This is a genomic window from Streptomyces sp. NPDC058955, assembly GCF_042741435.1.
Classification (GTDB): domain Bacteria; phylum Actinomycetota; class Actinomycetes; order Streptomycetales; family Streptomycetaceae; genus Streptomyces.
On sequence record NZ_JBHYKM010000107.1, the window covers coordinates 1 to 16,995 of the forward strand.

Genomic DNA, 16,995 nt, shown 5'->3' on the forward strand with positions numbered 1-16,995 from the left:
CGCCGCCCCCGCGTCGTCGCGCGCCGGGGGCGGCGGGGTGGCCCCCCCGGGGCCCCACCCCCCCCCCCGCCTGGAGCGCCGCATCGCCCTCCTGGTCGACGCCGCCGGAGCCGTACGCGCCGAGGAACTCGCCGCCGACCGGCTCAAGAAGGCCGACGCCCAGCTCGCCGACGCCGCCTACCGCGCCGGCTTCGACACCCCCGCCGAAGCCGCCGCGGCCCTCCTCGACGAGCACGGCCGCCGCTCCCGCCAGCAGCGGCTCGACGTCTGGCAGGCCGAGGCCGCGGCCGTCGCCGACCGGCTCGCCGAACCCGGCATCGAGGAGGCCGCCGCCCTCCCGCCGGCCGACCCGGCCGCCGCCGAGGCCGTCCACGCCGCCGCGGAACGGTCCCTGCGCGCCGCCGGCGCCGGGCTCGCCGCCGCCCGCGAGCGCGTCACGGTACTCGCCGGCCTCGCCCGTCAGGCCGTGGCCGAGGTACGGGGCCTGGGCCCGCTGCGTACCGAACACGACCGGGTGGCGCGACTCGCCGGCCTCACCGCCGGCACCTCCGCCGAGAACGAACGCCGCATGCGCCTGGAGTCGTACGTCCTCGCCGCCCGGCTCGAACAGGTCGCCGCGGCCGCCTCCGCGCGCCTCCAGCGGATGTCCTCCGGCCGCTACACCCTCGTCCACTCCGACGCGCGCGCCGGTGCCCGCCGCAGCGGCCTCGGACTACACGTCGTCGACTCCTGGACCGGAAACGCGCGCGACACCGCCACCCTCTCCGGCGGCGAGACGTTCTTCGCCTCGCTCGCGCTCGCCCTCGGCCTCGCCGACGTCGTCACCGACGAGGCCGGCGGCGTCCGCCTCGACACCCTCTTCATCGACGAGGGCTTCGGCAGCCTCGACGACCAGACCCTCGACGAGGTCCTCGACGTCCTCGACTCGCTGCGCGAACGCGACCGCAGCGTCGGCATCGTCAGCCACGTCGCCGACCTCCGGCGCCGCATCCCGGCCCAACTGGAGGTCACCAAGTCCCGCCACGGCTCGGCCGTACGCCTCCGGGCCGGCGGCGACGGGCTCAGCGGCTGACGGGGCGGCGGGGGAGCGGTGAAGAATAGACGACGCTGGTCGTCACCGACCCGAGCGTGCCGATCTTCCCGGAGATCTCCTCCAGGTGCCGCATGGAGCGGGCGGCGACCTTGATCACGAAGCAGTCGTCGCCGGTGACGTGGTGCGCCTCCAGCACCTCGGGGGTGACGGCGACCAGGTCGTGGAACGGCTTGTAGTTGCCGGTCGGGTAGCGGAGCCGTACGAAGGCGAGGATCGGCAGCCCGAGCCGCTCGTGGTCCACCACGGCGGTGTACCCGGTGATCACCCCCGCCTCCTCCAGACGGCGCACCCGCTCCGTCACGGCCGACGGCGACATGGACACGGCGCGGGCGAGCTCGGCGTAGCTGGCCCGGCCCTGGGCCTGGAGGGCGTCGAGGATCCGCCAGTCGGTGGCGTCCGGGGCGTAGTCGTGCACGGGACCGTTCATGGGACCAGAGCAAACAGGGGTTTCCCCGGCGGATCAAGCCGTCCGCCGGGGAAACCTCCCGCGAGCTGCGATCAGAGCCGGGAGATCTCGTCCACGAGGTCGTCCAGGCCCAGCGGCCCCTGGCTCAGCGCGGCCATGTGCCACGCCTTCGCGTCGAAGGCGTCGCCGTGCGCCTCGCGGGCGCGCTCACGGCCGAGCAGCCACGCGCGCTCGCCCAGCTTGTAGCCGATGGCCTGGCCCGGCATCGACAGATAGCGGGTCAGCTCGCTCTCCACGAACGCCGGCGGCCGGCTGCTGTGGCGCTGGAAGAACTCCTGCGCCAGCTCCGGCGTCCACCGCTCGCCCGGGTGGAACGGCGAGTCCGCCGGGATCTCCAGCTCCAGGTGCATGCCGATGTCCACGATCACCCGGCAGGCCCGCATCATCTGCGCGTCCAGGTAACCGAGCCGGCGCTCGGCGTCCGGCAGGAAGCCGAGCTCGTCCATCAGCCGCTCCGCGTACAGCGCCCAGCCCTCCGCGTTCGCGCTCACCATGCCGATGGTGGCCTGGTAGCGGGAGAGGCTGTCGGCGACGTGCACCCACTGCGCGATCTGGAGGTGATGGCCGGGCACGCCCTCGTGGTACCAGGTCGACACCAGGTCGTACACGGGGAACCGGGTCTGCCCGTCCACCGGCAGCCAGGTGCGGCCCGGACGCGAGAAGTCCTCGGAGGGTCCGGTGTAGTACGGGGCCGCGGCGCCGCCCGCCGGGGCGATCCGGGACTCCACCTTCCGCACCCGCTCGGCGAGCTCGAAGTGGGTGCCGTCGAGCGCGTCGATCGCCTCGTCCATGAGCGCCTGGAGCCACTCGCGGACCTCCTCGACGCCCTCGATGTGGGTGCCGTGCTCGTCAAGGTGCGCGAGCGCCGCCCAAGGGTCGGAGCCGGGCAGGATCCGGTCGGCCTCGGCGTGCATCTCGCCGCGCAGGCGGTGGTACTCGGACCAGCCGTAGGCGTACGCCTGGTCGAGGTCCAGGTCGGTGCCGTTGAAGTACCGGCTCCAGCGCCGGTAGCGCTCGCGGCCCACGGTGTCGGGGGCGTCGGCGACGGCGGGGGCGTACACGTCGCGCATCCAGTCGCGCAGCGCGGCGACGGCACCGTTCGCCTCGGTGGCGGCCGCGGCGAGCTCGGTACGCAGCTCCTCGGGGAGCGTGTCGGGGCGGGCCGCGGCGTACTGCTCGAACCAGCCCGGCTCGCCGTCGCCGCCCGCCCAGTCGGTGAGCTGGCCGACGAAGGTGGCGGTGGCGCGCGGCCCGCCGAACAGCTTGCGCTCCAGCCCGAGCGCGAGCGAGGCCCGGTACCCCTCGAGCGCGGCCGGTACGGCCCGCAGCCGCTGCGCGACGGCCTTCCAGTCGTCCTCGGTCTCGGTGGGCGTCACCGTGAAGACGATCCGGACGCTGTGCACCGGCGAACGCATGTTGCTGACCGCGCACAGCCCCTCGTCGGCGTCGTGCACGGCCAGTTCGGCGGTGAGCCGCTCCCGGAGCAGGCGGGCACAGCGCCGCTCGGCGTCGCTGTCCGCGCCCGGGTTCCGCTCGGCCTCGTCGAGCAGGGCGAGGGTCCGGCGGGCGAGCGCGGCCACGGCCTCCTGGCCTTCGGGGGAGAAGTCGGGAAGCCGGCCGGCGCTCTCCCGGACACCCAGATGGGTGCCGGTGATCGGGTCGAGGGCGATGAGGTCGTCGACATAGGCGTCGGCGACCTGACGGGGCAGATTGCTGCGGGAACTCTCTGGCATGTGTCTCATCCTGGTGCCTCCGCCGGTCTCCCGTCACCCTCCACCGGCTTCACGCGGCTGACATGGACGCTCCCGCGCCGGGCGGCATCAGGGGTCCGCAGTCCCACTGCTGGAAGATCAGCCGGGTCTCGACCCGTGCCACCTCGCGCCGCGAGGTGAACTCGTCGAGGACGAGTCGCTGCAGGTCGGAGGGGTCGGCGACGGCCACGTGCACCAGGTAGTCGTCGGGGCCGGTGAGGTGGAACAGCGCCCGGGACTCGGGCAGTGCCCGGATCCGGTCGACGAACGGACCGATCAGTTCCCGTCGGTGAGGCCGTACCTGCACCAGCAGAAGCGCCTCAAGACCGCGTCCGAGTTTGGCCGGATCCAGTCGCAGCTGGTGCCCGAGCACGACACCGGTGCGCCGTAGCCGGGCCACTCGGTCCAGGCAGGTGGAGGGGGCTACGCCGACTTCGGCGGCGAGCTCGCGGTAGGTGGTCCGGGCGTCGTTCTGCAGGAGGCGGAGAATGTGCAGATCGACCGCGTCCAGTACGACAGATTCGGCCATCGGCCGAACGTAGCACGGATGTTGGCCGCTACTTCCGGGTATCCGTTCACAGTGCCGCCATGGACGCCATGGATCACGCCCCTTCGGCCACCCCGAGGGCGCTCGCCACCGAAGCCGTGCACGCCGGCCGCGAAGACCTCGCCGCTCTCGGAGTGCACGCCCCGCCGCTCGACCTGTCCACCACCTACCCGTCGTACGACGCCCGGGCGGAGGCCGCCCGCATCGACGAGTTCGCCGCCACCGGCGCCCGCCTCGAAGGCCCGCCCGTCTACGCCCGCCTGGACAACCCGACCGTGGCCCGCTTCGAGGAGGCGCTGGCCCGGCTGGAGGGCGCCGAGGCCGCCGTGGCCTTCGCGAGCGGCATGGCCGCCCTGACCGCGGTCCTGCTGGCCCGCGCGAGCCAGGGTCTGCGGCACGTCGTCGCGGTCCGCCCGCTGTACGGCTGCAGCGACCACCTCCTGGACGCCGGCCTGCTCGGCACGGAGGTCACCTGGACCGACCCGGCGGGCGTCGCCGACGCCATCCGTCCCGACACAGGCCTCGTGATGGTGGAGTCCCCGGCCAACCCGACCCTGGCCGAGGTCGACATTCGCGCCGTCGCCCACTCCTGCGGCTCGGTCCCGCTCCTCGTCGACAACACCTTCGCCACTCCGGTCCTCCAGCGCCCGGTCGGCCTCGGCGCCCGCATCGTCCTGCACAGCGCCACCAAGTACCTGGGTGGCCACGGCGACGTCATGGGCGGCGTCGTCGCCTGCGACGAGGAGTTCGCCCGCGAACTCCGTCGCGTCCGCTTCGCCACGGGCGGTGTGCTCCACCCGCTCGCCGGCTATCTGCTGCTCCGGGGTCTGTCCACCCTCCCGGTGCGCGTCCGCGCCGCCTCGGCGACGGCCGCGGAGCTGGTACGGCGCCTGGCCACCGACCCGCGGATCGCCCGTGTGCACTACCCGGCGATCGGCGGCGCGATGGTCGCCTTCGAGGTCTACGGCGACCCGCACGAGGTGATCGCCGGGGTCAGGCTGATCACCCCGGCGGTCAGCCTCGGCAGCGTCGACACCCTGATCCAGCACCCGGCCTCCATCAGCCACCGCATCGTGCACGAGGGCGACCGCCGTGCCGCGGGCGTCAGCGATCGGCTGCTGCGGATGTCGGTGGGCCTGGAGGACGTCGAGGACCTGTGGCGCGACCTCACCCAGGCGCTCAGCGCTCGCTCTGGCGAGCCTGTCGCTGCGTCCGCTCACTCCGTCGCGGTGCCGAGTCCAGCCGAGCGGTGATCACCAGCGTTCCTTCCTCGATCTGGTAGTCGAGGGGCAGGTTCAGCGCCCGCATGGCTGCCACCATGCCGGTGTTGGACGCCTGAGTCACGGCGTAGACGCTGTCGCATCCGGCCTCCTCGGCCATCGCCACGAGCCGGCCGAGGAGTTCGGAGCCGATCCCGCGCCGCTGCCAGTCGTCCTCGACCAGGAGCGCCACCTCGGTCTCGTCACCGTCCCACAGCAGGTGCCCGAGGGCGACGAGGCGCCCGGACGCGGTCTGCACGGCGAGGGTGCGCCCGAACCGGGGGCTCAACAGATGGTCGAGGTAGCGGTCCGCGTCGCCGACCGGACCGTGGTAGCGCAGGCTCAGAGTGCGTGCCGAGCACCGGTCGTGCATGGCACGGGCGGCCGACAGGTCGCGCTGGTCCGCGCGGCGGACGGTGATCTCGTTCCCCTCGGGCAGGGTGAGCACGTCCTGGCTGCGGGGGACGCGGGGGCCGAGTCGCGCGTCGAGTTCGACGAGGGCGCGGGCTCGGGCGAACTCCGTCGGGGTGAAGGGGAGGTAGGGTCGCTCGATCAGCAGCGTGCCCCCACTCGGGTCGCGCAGCTTCATGACGGTCTCTTCGAGTACGCCCTCGACAGGTGCCTGCTCGCCGGTCGGGCGGCCGGTCAGCGAGACGGCCGGCACGGAGTGGAGGGTGCACCGACCGAGGAGATGCCGGAGGGCGAGGGGCAGTTCGGCGGCATCGAGTGCGGTGCGCGTGGCGAGGCCCAGGACTCGGGTGGGCGTGTCCACCAGGTCATGGGTGTCCGCCCGTTCCGTCCAGGTGTCACGGCCGCCGGCGGTGCCGATCTCGCGGGCGACATCGGCGGACGAGAGGCTTGCCGGAGCACGGAGCAGGAACTCGTCCACCGTGCCTTCGGTCAGCGGGTGGGTCTGCAGGGTGAGGATGTCCACGCCGAGCCGGGCGAGCACCACGCACAGGGCGGCCAGGCTGCCCGGGGCGTCGTCGACCGTGGTCCTCATCCGCCACAGCACGGTCTCGACGGCTGCCGGGGCCGGGTCTTCCTGATCCGCGTGGCGGTCGGTGTGCCCCTCGGGGGCGACGGAGGCTGTGGGTGTGGTCGTTCGGGTGGTGGGTGGAGCATGACTGTGCCTTCGTGCCCACCACGTGTGGAAGCCGGCGGTGGCGACCAGCGCGATGGCCGAGAACACCAGGAGGTAGGGGCCGTCGGGTCCCTTGACGATGGTCTTGGCGATCGTGTCGGCCACCACCACGGCGGTGAACAGGGCCGCGAGCTCGATCAGGTCGTGCCGCCAGTGGTGCGGACGGCGGGTGCTCTTCGAGGACGTCACATCGGTCATGACTTCACTGTGACCGAGAGGTGTTGCGTGATCACGAACGCTTTGTGACTGGCGGGTTAAGTGGCGATCTGGAGGATTTCTGACTGATTCAGGACGATTCTGTCGGGCCCTGACCGGTCTTTTGGCGGAGTGCGTTCAGGAGGCGCTTGGACTGCGTCACCAACTGTGACGTGCCGCGTGCCGAAGCGTGCCGTTCGAGCCCTGCCAGTTCCCCGGTCGCCCCGCACCGCTCCACGCAGTCCGCCGCGATGGCCAGCAGTTCGCCCAAGCCCCGCATGGGCTTCTCGGCCGCGAGGAGTGTCGGGAGCGCCTCCGAGAGAATCGTCCACACGGTGCCGTACGCGCCGGTGGCGGCCGCGGTCCGGGCCGCGTCCGCGAGGCGGTTGGGCTTCATCGAGCGTTCGGCGAGGAGCCAGGCCAGATCCCTGCCCACCTGGCGGGCGTCGAGGTCTCCGCGTGCCGCCAGGACGAGCAGGGCGTCGACGGCCCGCAGCCGGTCGTCCGCGTCCCGGCAACCGAGGCCGAACGCCAGCACCAGCGCGACGGCCCGGCCCACCTGTCCTTCACCCTCCGCGAGCAGGGTCAGCGGGCCCGTCACGTCGCGTGCCGAATCGCCGTCGACCGCGCTCGCCATGGAGGAGAGCAGGAAGGCCGCGAGCAGCTCACGATCAGCGGGCAGCAGCGTGGCCCATTGCTCGGGGACCTGCTCCCAGTGGTAGCAGCCTCGAGCGTCCGGCAGCAGGCCACCGGCGAGCCAGTGGAAGGTCTTCGGGAACTCCTCCTTGAACTCCGCGCGCTTCGCCATCTCGACCAGGATCCGGTTCACCAGCCACCAGCGGTCCGAGTCCTTGTCCGTTCGGGGACGGAAGCGCACGGTCGCCGCCAGCGGGTTCTCCGCCCGCAGCCACGCCGCCAACCGTGCCCCCGCCTCGCTGCCCAGCGCCGCCGCCTGCTCGGCAGCCTGCCCGGCGGACGGGTCCTGCCGGCGCACCCTCAGCAGTGCGTGGCCCAGATCCACCGGCGCCGGTTCGAGGCCGGCGTCGGCGTACTCGCGGAGCCGTCCCACCAGGGCCAGGGGATCGATGCCCCCGGTGTGCCGGGTCGGTGTGGACAGGAGCAGCGGCAGTTTTCCGCCGCCGATCAGGTGAGCCACCTCCCAGATCCGTGCCTCCTGCGTCGCCCCCATCGCTGCGTGCACACAAGCCTTGGGCGGAAGGGGCTGATTGCGGCCCGCTTCGACCCGTTCCGGCTTCACCTTCCCCACGAGTGAGGCGAGGACGGCCTCCACGCCGCGCGGACCGTTCTGGAAGTAGTCATATCCAACGTGGTGCGTGAAGGCGCTCGTGTCGCACCAGTACGCGTCGGCGAACGCCTCCCGCACATGGGCGGCAACTCCCTCCCGGTTCTCGTGCGCGTGGCGCACCAGACCGTCGAGAGCCCTCTCGAACTCCATCGCGCTGCCCGACCGCCGCCGCTGGACCAACAAGTCCTCCATCAGTTCCTCCAGGGACCCCTCCGGTCCCGGCAGGAATTCTGGCTCCGGCACGGGAGGCAGGATCTCCTCGTACGGCAGGCTGTCGGGAGTCCCTGCAAGGCTGCCGAAGACCGCCTCGGCGGCGGTCCGGTGCGCGGGACCGAGAAGGGAAGCCGCCTCGGCGAGTACCCGGCCCGTCTCCTCGTCGACGGCTTTCAGATGACGGGCCACGATCTGCAGCGCGCGCTCCTGAATCTCCGAATCGCCGTGGCCGAAGGCGTCAGCGACGACGGGGAGCACCTCGGCGGCGAGGGCCGGATTCTTGGCGAGAGCCCTGTTGACCAGCGACAACTGGGCTCGAAGCAGCTTCTTCTCCGTGCGGAACAGCACCCCAGCCGTCATCTCCGCGAAGGCCCCGCCGGGCAGCGCTCCCTCAAGCGCCAGTCCGGACAGTGCCTTCTGCGCGTATCCGGCCACCGGAGAGACCGCGTCGGCGGTCATGCCGATCCAGTCGGCGATCCGGTCCCGCCGTTCCTCCGCGTTCGGTGGCACCAACTGCAACAGCGCCAAGGGGAACCGAAGGTTGCGCTGGCGGCCGCCGCGCAGCAGTCGCGATACGCACAGGTCGACCACCTCCGCGCGGTCGAGCACTCCTTCGCTCACCAGCGTCGCCAGCGCTGTGGGCCAGTGCGTCGCGGAGCCGCTCTCCCCCGACGAGGCCATCTGGTCCGGCGTCTCCTGCATCGCGAGCGCGTGGCTCACGAGCACAGGCGTCTGCGGATCCGCCCTCAGGCTCTCCAGAAGCCCACTGTCCGTGATCTTCCGCGTCCAGCCGAGTACGTAACCGTCCGTCGCCGGCACCGTGGCTCCTGAGCTCTCGACCAGCCCACGGATCAACCCGTAGCTCTCCTCCGCGACCGTCGGCTTGGCCGCCAGGCGGTGAGCGACGTCGGCACGCCACACGGGCGTCCGGTCCAGGAGCACCCGCAGAGCCAGGACACCGTCCTCGGTACGCCAGCTGAGCAGATCGCGCCCGCCCAGCCAGCTCGCGGCCGCCGCGGCCCCCGTGTGGCAGCCGGCCCCCGCGACGTACAACGCCCGCCGGACGCGTGCTGTCTCCTTCCACCGGTTCCAGTCCCAGGAGCGCACCTCGGAGCGCAGCGCCTTGAGCTGCCGGAGCGCCTCCGCACGTGCGTCGGCGTCCAACGGTTCCAGAAGTGCCGGAACCTCGCCCGCGCGACCGGCGCGCACTGCCCTCATCAGCGCGTCGACGCCACTGGCGTCGCTCGTCCCGGTGAGTACCTCTGTCGTCATCTCCACCCCCATGGGTTGCTCGTTTCCTGCATCGCCGCACCCCATCTGCGGCGCGTCACCCGCCGTCATGCCGCCGACGCCCCTCCCGCGCCGCGACGCACCATGCGTACCGCCAAGGCGTGCTTGCACGGCCCACGGCGCCCGCGGTAGTCCGTCCACCACGGGCAGGTGCAGCTCAGCACCCCGTCGGCTTCCCTGACGCGGTAGCGCCGCTCGCCCGAGACCACCGTCGCCATCTCCCCTTCGAGAGTCACCGCGTCCTCCGCCACCAGCCGTCGCGCGGAGACGAGCCGTGGGTTGTGCCGTTCGGCCCGGTCCGCGTCGTAGGGGAGCTCCCGGTGGAAGTACGCGGCATCCGCGACGTCGTAACCCACCCGCCCGGCCGTGCCCAGCCGGGTCAGGGCCGCGCGGACCCGATCCGCGGTGAGACCGGACTGTTCCGCGAGATCGGCCGGATCGATCCTCGGCTCCCAGGCGAGGAGGACGGCGATCAGTTCCGCGTCCGCCGCAGCGTCGTCCGTGGCGAGGGCTTCGAGCACTCCACCCTCCCCGGAGAAGCCGCGGGCGGGATCGGGGGAGAGGGTGAGAGTCAGTCGCATGCCCGGCAAGGTCACTTCCCAGGCACTGGGCGCGGCCATGCCGTCAGGCACCGGCCCGTAGACACGAAGTGCCGTGGCAAAGCGCAGCACCCGCTCCAGGGCGATCAGCCGGTCCGGGCCCGGCAGGCATACGGCGCCAGGGCCAGGTCGTGTCGTCGGACGCAGAGTCCGGCCGGCCTGGACCACCCACAGCGGCGCCCGCCCCCGGCTCTGCGTACGGGGCAACCTGCGAAGGAACCGAACTGCCTCCGCACCGGTGAGCTCGGCCCGCAGGTCGAACCGGGCCGAAGCCACCTGTGCCTCCGCGAAGCCCCTCAGCCAGCGGTCGGGCAGGGGAACCTTCTTCTCCACCACCGATCCGCCGAGCGTCGTGACCGCCATCTCGTCGGGTCCCACCCGCAGATGCATCGGATCATCACCGGTCATCCGCGAAAGTGCCTCGCGCAGCGGGTCGTTCACATCCACGTTGGTGGTGCCGTGACCTGTCTCCGTCCCGCCGAGACCCTCGTCGAGCACGTCGAGCCGTGCGTACACCCCGCCGCATCCGGAGAAGGACTCGAACCTCAGACGGTCCCCGTTCCCTGTCACGACAGGATCCAGCGAGCCCGGTCTCATCCGCTGGTAGTAGCGGGCCGCAGCCACGTCCGCGACCGCCAGCAGACCACGCGCGGCGATCTGAGGAGCAGTCAGGAATCCGGCGAAGAACCGGGGATGGGCCTCGGCGCCACGAGGTGTCGTACCTCCGGCCGTCTCCAGACCGAGGAGCCGACCGGAAGCCGTGGACTCAAGGGAAGATGGGCGTGCGTAGGCGAGCGCCTGTACGGATCGCGTCATGGAATCGACCGTAGGGCCCGCCACTGACATCCCGCTCGCATCCACAGGCCGGCCTGTGGATAACTCCGTTCAACCGGAAACGGAGCTACTGTCCCACCAAGCCCGGCCGCAGCACCTTGGTGAACAGCACGGTGTCGTCATCCCCTCGCAGACGCACCGTCAGCTCGCCGCTGCCTCCATCGATGTCCACCTCACCGAAATACTGCGGGCTCTCCATCGGTGACACGTTCGCCCGCTCCGGCGCTCGCACGAACACGCGCTCCGGGCCGAACGTCGAGTCCAGCTTGTTCGCCGGGAAACCACCCGCGGCCAGCGGACCCGACACGAACTCCCAGAAAGGAGCGAAATCCTGGAAGGCGGCCCGCTCCGGTGCGTAGTGCTGCGCCGAGGTGTAATGCACGTCCGCCGTCAACCACACCGTGCCGGTGATCCGACGGTGCTTGATGAACCGCAGCAGCTCGGCGATCTGCAGCTCTCGTCCGAGCGGAGCGCCCGGGTCGCCCTGCGCGATCGCTTCGAAGGCGGTGGAGCCGTCCGGCACGACCAGTCCGATCGGCATGTCCGCGGCCAGCACCTTCCATACCGCCCGTGAACGGGTCAGCTCGTGCTTCAGCCAGGCCAGCTGCTCGGCACCCAGGATGCCGGTGGTGTCGTCCGCCTGCCGGCCGGGCGAGTTGGCATTGCGGTAGGAGCGCATGTCCAGCACGAAGACATCAAGGAGCGGCCCGTATCGCACCACCCGGTGCATCCGGCCCCCGGCGCCGGAACCGGGCTGCATCGTCGAGACCGGGAAGTACTCGGAGAAGGCCTGCGACGCACGGGAGGCCAGCACGTCCACGTCCTTCTCCGCGTACCGTGCGTCGTCGAGGATCTGCCCCGGGTACCAGTTGTTGCGCACCTCGTGGTCGTCCCACTGGGCCACCGTCGGCACCTGAGCGTTGAACGCCCGGACGTTCTGGTCGAGCAGGTTGTAGCGGAAGTTGCCCCGGTACTCGTCGAGAGTCTCGGCGACCTTCGCCTTCTCCGGCGTCACCAGGTTGCGCCAGATCCGTCCGTCGGGAAGCGTCACGGACGGCTGCAGCGGCCCGTCGGCATAGACGGTGTCACCGCTGCACAGGAAGAAGTCCGGGTCGAGGCGGCGCATGGCCTCGAAGGCGCGGAACCCGCCGATGTCCGGGTTGATGCCCCAGCCCTGCCCGGCGATGTCCCCGGACCAGAGGAAGCGCACGCCGTCGCGACGCCGCTCCGGAGCCGTACGAAACGTGCCGAGGACCGGCTCGCTCGTACGGCGCGGATCGTCGACGTCGGCGAGGACGACCCGGTAGTGGACCTGCTCGCCGGGCGGCAGGCCCCGCAGGAACGTCGTGCCCGTGAAGTCGGTGCCCGCGCCCAGCAGCGGGCCATGATGACGGCGAACCCGTCGGAACGATTCCGTCGCGGACGTCTCGACGATCATCCGGGCGGGCCGGTCCGACCGGACCCACACCAGCCCCGAACGGGCCGTGACGTCACCGGTCTGCACACCCCACCGCGCCGCAGGGCGTCCCGAGAGGGCGAAGGCCGGCGCCGCGAGACCGGCGCCGCCCAGAGCGATCCCGGCGGTGGCGGCGAGCGAGCCGCGCAGCACGCTGCGGCGGGCGGGAGCGGAAGGAAGCGTGGCCGGGGTGGCGGCGTGGGAGCCGGGCGGGTTCTTGGACATGTGGCCTCCGAGAGCGGATCAGGGCCGACACGACGTCATGGCGACGACGTCAAAGTCGGCGTCCGGCACGAGGGTTCGCACCGGACCCCTGACTAATCGCCGGGAGCAGCGGCCGCGCGAACCCCGCGTGAACAGAAGACCCTCCCCGACTCAGCCATCCCCCAGAGCCTCCGCCACGCGTCGTACCCCTGCCGAGATCGCCGTCGGTGCCAGATGCGCGTATCCGATGACGAGTCGTACGGCCCCGTCCGAGGGGCGTGCCGTCCCGTACTCCTCGAGCGGCCGCAGCGCCACGCCCACGCTCGCCGCCCCGGCCAGGAACCGTTCCGCCGGCCCGTACCGCACCGGGAGGCGGGCGATGACGTGCAGCCCGGCCGCGATGCCCGTGACCTCCGCCCCCGGGAAGTACTTCGCCAGCGCGGCCAACAGAGCGTCACGCCGCTCCCGGTACATGCGCTGGCAACGCCGCAACTGCCGGTCGTAACCCCCACTCGACACCATGTGCGCCAACGCCGCCTGGTCGAGCGCCGGGTGCCCCAGATCCATCGTCCGCTTCCGTTCGACGACGTCGTCGACGAGAGCCTCCGGCAGCACCATCCAGCCCAGCCGCAACCCCGGGGCGAGGGACTTGCTCACCGAGCCGGCGTAGACGACCCGCTCGGGATCCAGCCCCTGGAGCGCTCCTACCGGGGCGCGGTCGTATCGGAAGTCGCCGTCGTAGTCGTCCTCCAGTACGTAGCCGTCCACCGTCCGCGCCCAGTCCAGGAGCATTCCGCGTCGCTCCGCCGACCACGCGATCCCGGACGGGAACTGGTGCGACGGCGTCACCACCACGGCCCGAAGCCCCGCCGCTCTGAGGGGTTCGGCACGCAGTCCCTCCTCGTCGAGCGGCAGCCATACCGACTTCAGGCCGGTCGCCGCGAAGAGCCGAGCGTGCTCGGGGCTGCCGGGGTCCTCCACGCCCACTTCCTCGTGTCCCCGAGACCGGAGCGCGAACCCGAGCAGCGTCGCCGCTTGAGCGACGCCCGAACACACCACCAGGCGATCGAGATCGGCCACCACACCCCTGCGCCTGGCCAGTAGGGACGCGAGCGCCGAACGCAGCGCGGGCAGCCCCCGTGGATCCGGATACCCGAGTGCCTGATGCGGCAGCTCGGTGAGCACCGTTCGCTGCGCCGCCGCCCAGGCCGTGCGCGGGAAGAGGGACAGATCGGGGGTGCCCGGTCGGAAGTCCACCGTGACGCCGGAGCCGTACGGATCCGAGGCCGCAGGGGTGTTCCGGTCGGAGGGCGTGGTCGCCCGCGCCGTACCGACCGCGCCGCTCACCCAGGTCCCCGAACCCCGGCCGCTGCGCAGGTAGCCCTCGGCCGTCAGCTGCTCGTACGCCTCCGTGACCAGGCCGCGGGAGACTCCCAGGTCTGCGGCGAGCGCTCGGCTCGACGGCAGACGGGTACCGGCCGTGAGCCGTCCGGTCCGCACCGCCTCGCGCAGGGCTTCCTGCAGCGCGCGGCCGCGCCGGCGCGCGGGTGCCTCCGCGGCGGGAAGCAGCAGCTCCCAGGCCGGTTGTGCGTCGGCGTCCCTGGCCGGCGGTACCGGCGCCGCGTCCGAAGTGGTCCCCGATGGCGTCATGGAAGTGGACCTTAAACCGGGCCGCTCCGCTCCCTAGCGTCAGGACCATGAACGCGAACGCCCTGCGCGGAGTCCTGCTCGTGACCCTCGCCTACGCCCTCGTCGGTGCTTCCTTCACCGCCAACGGTCTGCTCGGCGACTACCCGTACGCGGGCGGGCAGGCCCTCCGTTACGGTGCCGCCTGTCTGCTGCTGCTTCCGCTCCTCGGCCGGGGAGGGCTCGCCCCGCTGCGACGGCTCGGCCCCGGGCAATGGCTGCGGATCGCGGTCCTGGCCGCCGTCGGCATGGTCGGCTTCAACCTCGCCGTCCTCGCCGCCGAGCGCACCGCCGAACCCGCCGTCCCCGGAGTCGTCGTCGGGTGCGCCCCGATCGTGGTCGCCGTCCTCGTTCCGCTGCTCGAAGGGAGGCGGCCCGCGCCGATTGTGATGTACGGGGCTCTGCTCGTCGCGGCCGGCGCCTTCACCGTGCAGGGGTGGGGGCACACCGATCTGGCGGGGCTCGGCTGGTCGGTGGCGGCGCTCGGCGGCGAGGTCGGGTTCACCGTGCTCGCGGTGCCCGTGCTGCGGCCGCTCGGTGCCCGCCTGCTCACGGTCGCCGTCTGCGGGGTCGGCGCGGTGGAGGCGGCGCTGCTCGGGATCGTCGTGGACGGTGCCGGTGTCGTGCGGATGCCGACCGCGGTGGAGACGGGTGCCCTGCTGTGGCAGGCGGTGCTCGCGACCGTCGTCGGGTTCGTCCTCTTCTACATGGGCGTCGAGCGCATCGGTATGGAGCGTGCCACGCTCTATACCGGCGCCATCCCCGTGACGGCCGCGCTGAGCGCGGCCGCGGTCGGAGAGGCCACGCTCGGACTGCCGCAGGCCGTGGGCGGTCTTCTCGTGGGAGCCGGGGCCGCGCTCGGCACCGGGCTGCTGATCGGGCGGAAGGCGCCGGCCGGTTCAGTCGGTGGCACTGCCGTCGAGGATCACGCGCGTGACGAGGGCGGGGTCGTCGTTCATCGGGACGTGGCCGCAGCCAGGGAGGCGCACCAGGCGCGCGCCGGGGATGGTCTGCTTGGCGCGGACGCCCTGGCGGCGCAGCAGCAGGCGGTCGCGGGTGCCCCAGGCGACGGTGACCGGCAGCGACGGGATGTCGTCGCGGAAGAGGACGGTTCGCCCCGCGGCGAGGGTCTGGTGGAAGCCGGTGGCCTCGCGCAGCGCCAGCGTCTCGGCGACGACCGCCTCGGGTGAGCGGCGGCCCGGGCGGGCGTAGATGGTGCTGGTGAGCGCCGTGCGCCCGGCCGGGGTCCGGGACAGGCGGTCGATGAGGGGGACGGGCATCGACAGGGCCGCGCCGCGCATGGCGCGCAGGGTGCCGAAGGCGTACCGGCGCTCGCTCTCGGTCCAGAAGCCGGCGGGGGAGAGGGCCGTGACCGAGCGGACGGCCTTCTCGCGGCCGAGCTGGAGCGCGAGCAGTCCGCCGAGCGAGTTGCCCGCCACGTGCGGCCGGTCGACGCCGAGGGCCGCGCAGAAGGCGGCGAGTACGGGCGTGACGGTCGTCAGGTCGTAGGCGCAGCCCTGCGGGAGGCCGTCGGAGGCGCCGAACCCGGGCAGGTCGACGGCGATGACGTCGCGTTCCGTGGCCAGGAGGTCGAGGACCGGCTCCCACGCCTGCCAGTGGTGGCCGATCCCGTGGAGGAGGAGCAGCGGCGCACCCGTTCCGCGGCGCTCGTACGTCAGGGACGTGGTGCGGCGACCCCGCGGGGTCTCGAACTCGAACGCGATCCGTGCCGACATGGAGGCTCCCTCGTACATCCTCTTAGACGTCCTGTCAGCAAGATTTACTGGTCGGTAGTCCTGAGTACAAGAGCCCTGCGGAAAGTGGTGCCGCCGGATCGCGGCCCTCGTCCCCTCCGTCCCAGAAGCCCCGCCCACCGGACCGGTGAGCGGGGCTTCCGGCTGTGTCCGCCTCACGGGGGTGCGAACGTCCTGTGAACGATCAAGGTCAGAGGGTCACATTTCCGGACGTTCGGCGGAGGATTGGTCTTGACCAAGGTGGTGGCTCGCCTTATGGTCGCAGAGTTAGTGCAGGAACCTTTAATAAACAAGGGCGCGGAAACGCCGCGGGACACGGCGAATTGCGGAGGACAGGGTGGGGACCACGCAGCTGGAATCGGTCCAGGAACCGAAGTACCAGCACCTCAAGACGGTGATCGGCGAAGCACTCGACTCGGACTTCGCGGTCGGTGAGATCCTGCCCAACGAGCGTGAGCTCGCGGCCCGCTTCGGCGTCGCCCGGGCCACGCTCCGCCAGGCTCTGGAGCAGCTGGAGCTGGAAGGGCGCCTCCAGCGCCGCCGCGGTGTCGGCACGACGGTCGCGCCCCCGCGCGTCGGCGTCGACGTCTCGACCACGCAGCAGGCATGGCCCGGTGTCGGTGACGACGCCTGGGAGGCGCAGGACGCCGTCCTCGGCAAGGCCCCCGCCGCCGTCGCGCGGCTGCTGGAGATCCCGGCCGACGAGGACGTGCACCTGGTGCGGCGGGTGCGCCTCAGCCAGGGCCAGCCCGTCGCCGCGGAGCTGCTGTACGTGCCCGCCGGCTCGGTCGCCGGACTCGCCGCGATCGACGCCCCCGCCGGGCCCGCCCGCGCCCGCGTCGTGCTGCGCGAGCTCCAGCACCTGGCCCTCGACGGCCAGGACCGTTCGGTGGAGCTGGGTTCCGCGCGCGCGGACGACGCCAAGGAGCTGGACCGCCTGCCGGGCTCGCCGGTGCTGGTCGTGACGACCCGCTACCTCTCCGGCGGCCGTACCGCGGCCGTCTCCGTCGCTACCTACCGCGCCGACACCTGCCGCCTCACCTTCGGCGACTCCGTCGACCTGGCGATGGCCTCCTGACCCAGAATGCCGCGGCGGCCCCCGAGGCCGCCGCCAACCTCGACGCGGACGCGGACGTGGCGGAGCCCAGCCCCGAGCCCGCGCCCACCGCCGAGGCCACGCCGGAGGCGGAGCCGACGG

Annotated in this window: 12 protein-coding genes and 1 pseudogene; 4 read left to right on the forward strand and 9 right to left on the reverse strand. The window is 72.3% G+C overall.

Going from position 1 to position 16,995, the window contains the following annotated elements:
• Positions 1 to 1,072 (forward strand): SbcC/MukB-like Walker B domain-containing protein (locus tag ACFW1I_RS30335; protein ID WP_384675911.1); only part of this gene is annotated, 1,072 nt, incomplete at its 5' end.
• Here the strand turns inward: ACFW1I_RS30335 and ACFW1I_RS30340 are convergent.
• From ACFW1I_RS30340 to ACFW1I_RS30350, 3 genes are all read right to left on the reverse strand, one after another.
• Positions 1,062 to 1,508, reverse strand: a complete 447-nt coding sequence (locus ACFW1I_RS30340; RefSeq protein WP_384675951.1) for an Lrp/AsnC family transcriptional regulator — start codon at positions 1,506 to 1,508, stop codon at positions 1,062 to 1,064. The genes ACFW1I_RS30335 and ACFW1I_RS30340 overlap by 11 nt on opposite strands.
• 83 nt (positions 1,509 to 1,591) lie before the next feature.
• Entirely contained in the window at positions 1,592 to 3,301 is a 1,710-nt protein-coding gene (locus tag ACFW1I_RS30345) for a DUF885 domain-containing protein (RefSeq protein ID WP_384675913.1), read from the reverse strand.
• 40 nt (positions 3,302 to 3,341) lie between these two features.
• Positions 3,342 to 3,839 (reverse strand): Lrp/AsnC family transcriptional regulator, encoded by a 498-nt coding sequence (locus ACFW1I_RS30350; protein ID WP_384675915.1) that lies wholly within the window; start codon positions 3,837 to 3,839, stop codon positions 3,342 to 3,344.
• 59 nt (positions 3,840 to 3,898) lie between these two features.
• On the opposite strand from ACFW1I_RS30350, the gene ACFW1I_RS30355 reads away from it, so the two are divergent.
• A complete protein-coding gene (locus tag ACFW1I_RS30355) occupies positions 3,899 to 5,110 on the forward strand; it encodes a trans-sulfuration enzyme family protein (protein WP_384675917.1) in 1,212 nt (403 codons plus the stop codon).
• Here ACFW1I_RS30355 and ACFW1I_RS30360 read toward each other — a convergent pair.
• The 5 genes from ACFW1I_RS30360 to ACFW1I_RS30380 all read right to left on the reverse strand — a co-directional run bounded on the left by ACFW1I_RS30360 (position 5,037) and on the right by ACFW1I_RS30380 (position 14,007).
• A complete protein-coding gene (locus ACFW1I_RS30360) occupies positions 5,037 to 6,458 on the reverse strand; it encodes a GNAT family N-acetyltransferase (RefSeq protein ID WP_384675919.1) in 1,422 nt (473 codons plus the stop codon). The genes ACFW1I_RS30355 and ACFW1I_RS30360 overlap by 74 nt on opposite strands.
• Positions 6,459 to 6,546: 88 nt before the next feature.
• The gene (locus ACFW1I_RS30365) at positions 6,547 to 9,315 is read right to left on the reverse strand and encodes a DUF6493 family protein (protein WP_384675920.1); all 2,769 of its coding nucleotides are present in this window, start codon (positions 9,313 to 9,315) and stop codon (positions 6,547 to 6,549) included.
• Positions 9,312 to 10,679, reverse strand: coding sequence for an SWIM zinc finger family protein (locus tag ACFW1I_RS30370; protein WP_384675953.1), 1,368 nt, complete (start codon positions 10,677 to 10,679; stop codon positions 9,312 to 9,314). Before ACFW1I_RS30370 ends, ACFW1I_RS30365 begins: the two co-directional genes overlap by 4 nt.
• A gap of 85 nt (positions 10,680 to 10,764) precedes the next feature.
• Entirely contained in the window at positions 10,765 to 12,378 is a 1,614-nt protein-coding gene (locus tag ACFW1I_RS30375; protein WP_384675922.1) for an alkaline phosphatase D family protein, read from the reverse strand.
• Positions 12,379 to 12,528: 150 nt separating this feature from the next.
• Entirely contained in the window at positions 12,529 to 14,007 is a 1,479-nt protein-coding gene (locus tag ACFW1I_RS30380; RefSeq protein WP_384675924.1) for a PLP-dependent aminotransferase family protein, read from the reverse strand.
• A 47-nt stretch (positions 14,008 to 14,054) separates the two neighbouring features.
• On the opposite strand from ACFW1I_RS30380, the pseudogene ACFW1I_RS30385 reads away from it, so the two are divergent.
• Positions 14,055 to 14,891: pseudogene (locus ACFW1I_RS30385) on the forward strand (DMT family transporter); the annotation flags it as partial.
• Between the two features lie 51 nt (positions 14,892 to 14,942).
• Here ACFW1I_RS30385 and ACFW1I_RS30390 read toward each other — a convergent pair.
• Positions 14,943 to 15,779, reverse strand: coding sequence for an alpha/beta fold hydrolase (locus ACFW1I_RS30390; RefSeq protein WP_384675926.1), 837 nt, complete (start codon positions 15,777 to 15,779; stop codon positions 14,943 to 14,945).
• Between the two features lie 355 nt (positions 15,780 to 16,134).
• Here ACFW1I_RS30390 and ACFW1I_RS30395 point away from each other — a divergent pair, with 355 nt between their 5' ends.
• A complete protein-coding gene (locus tag ACFW1I_RS30395) occupies positions 16,135 to 16,875 on the forward strand; it encodes a GntR family transcriptional regulator (RefSeq protein WP_384675928.1) in 741 nt (246 codons plus the stop codon).
• Positions 16,876 to 16,995 lie beyond the last annotated feature (120 nt).